This is a genomic window from Microbacterium sp. H6, assembly GCF_003314775.1.
Lineage (GTDB): Bacteria > Actinomycetota > Actinomycetes > Actinomycetales > Microbacteriaceae > Microbacterium > Microbacterium oxydans.
Window position 1 is genome coordinate 1221 of the sequence record NZ_QOAY01000228.1, and the last position, 1354, is coordinate 2574.

At 68.5% G+C, this 1354-nt stretch carries 1 protein-coding gene and 2 pseudogenes; all 3 read right to left on the reverse strand.

The features are described from left to right. Window positions 1-280, reverse strand: a pseudogene (locus DSP71_RS14775) (argininosuccinate lyase); the annotation flags it as partial. After that, window positions 280-1209, reverse strand: a complete 930-nt coding sequence (gene argF, locus DSP71_RS14780) for an ornithine carbamoyltransferase (protein WP_058632223.1) — start codon at window positions 1207-1209, stop codon at window positions 280-282. The gene argF and the pseudogene DSP71_RS14775, both read right to left, overlap by 1 nt. Beyond that, window positions 1206-1354, reverse strand: a pseudogene (locus DSP71_RS24015) (acetylornithine transaminase); the annotation flags it as partial. The gene argF and the pseudogene DSP71_RS24015, both read right to left, overlap by 4 nt.

A 1354-nucleotide genomic window follows, 5' to 3' on the forward strand; every position in this document is an offset into this window, starting at 1 on the left:
CGTCCTCATCGGTCGGCACGGGGCGCAGAGTGCCGTCGGCGACCTTGCGCGCGACCGCGTCCAGCCCCTCGTGCATCCGCCGCGCCTCATCCGGTTCCAGGTACCCGGCCGCTTCGAGCGCGGTGGCGTGCGCGTGGGAGCCCGCGATGTCGTACGGAGCGAGGATCCAGTCGAAGTGGGTGGAACGGCTCAGCTCCACCAGTTCAGGCGAGGGCCCTGTGGCGAAGCGGGCGCCCCAGAGCGCGCCTTCGTTGGTGCCTTCGTGCGTCGCGTCGCTCATCACGCGTCCTTCTTGCCGAGGAGCCAGACCAGCAGCGCCTTCTGCGCGTGCAGGCGGTTCTCGGCCTCGTCCCAGACCACGCTCTGCGGACCGTCGATCACGCTGGAATCGACCTCGTAGCCGCGGTCGGCAGGGAGGCAGTGGATGAAGATCGCCTCAGGATCGGCCAGGGTCATCGTCTCCGGAGTGACCTTGTAGCCGCCGAGGTCGCGGATGCGTGCGAGCTTCTCCTCCTCCTTGCCCATCGACACCCAGGTGTCGGTCACGACGACGTCGGCACCGGCAGAGGCCTCGACCGGGTCGGTGAAGAGGGTGATCGACCCGCCGGTCTCGGCGGCGCGTCGATCGGCGGCCTCGATGACATCCGCACGAGGAGCGTAGTCCTCGGGCGACGCGATGCGCACGTGCATGCCCGCAGTCACACCGGCGAGCGCGTAGGAGTGCGCCATGTTGCTCTGCCCGTCTCCGAAGAACGTCAGCGTGAGCCCCTTCAGGTCGCCCTTGTGCTCGCGGATCGTGAGCAGGTCGGCGAGCAGCTGACACGGGTGGAAGTCATCCGACAGCGCATTGATGACCGGCACACGCGTACCTTCCGCCATCTCCTCGAGACCCGACTGCGCATACGTGCGCCACACGATGGCCGCGACCTGGCGCTCCAGGACGCGAGCGGTGTCGGACGGGGTCTCCTTGCCGCCGAGCTGGCTGCTCGCTGTCGAGATGATCAGCGGCGAACCGCCGAGGTCGGCGATCCCCACCGCGAACGAGACGCGGGTGCGCGTGGAGGACTTGTCGAAGATGACCGCGACGGTCTGGGGGCCGGCCAGGCTCTTGTCGGCCCACCGGTCCTTCTTCAGCTCGATCGCGAGATCGAGGATCTCGGCCTGCTCGGCGGGGGTCAGATCGTCGTCACGCAGCAGGTGGCGGGTCATGCGGATACCTTTCCGGCAGCAGAGGCCTGGACGTCGGCGAGCGAAGCCGTGAACAGCTCGCGGAACTCGGCGAGCTCGGCGTCGCCGATCGTGAGAGCCGGTGCGATGCGAACCGTCTCGGGGTTGGCGGCGTTGACGATGAGAC

Coding starts and splice junctions, on each gene's coding strand:
- argF (WP_058632223.1), bottom strand. CDS start 1,209: ATGACCCGCCACCTGCTGCGTGACGACGATCTGACCCCCGCCGAGCAG.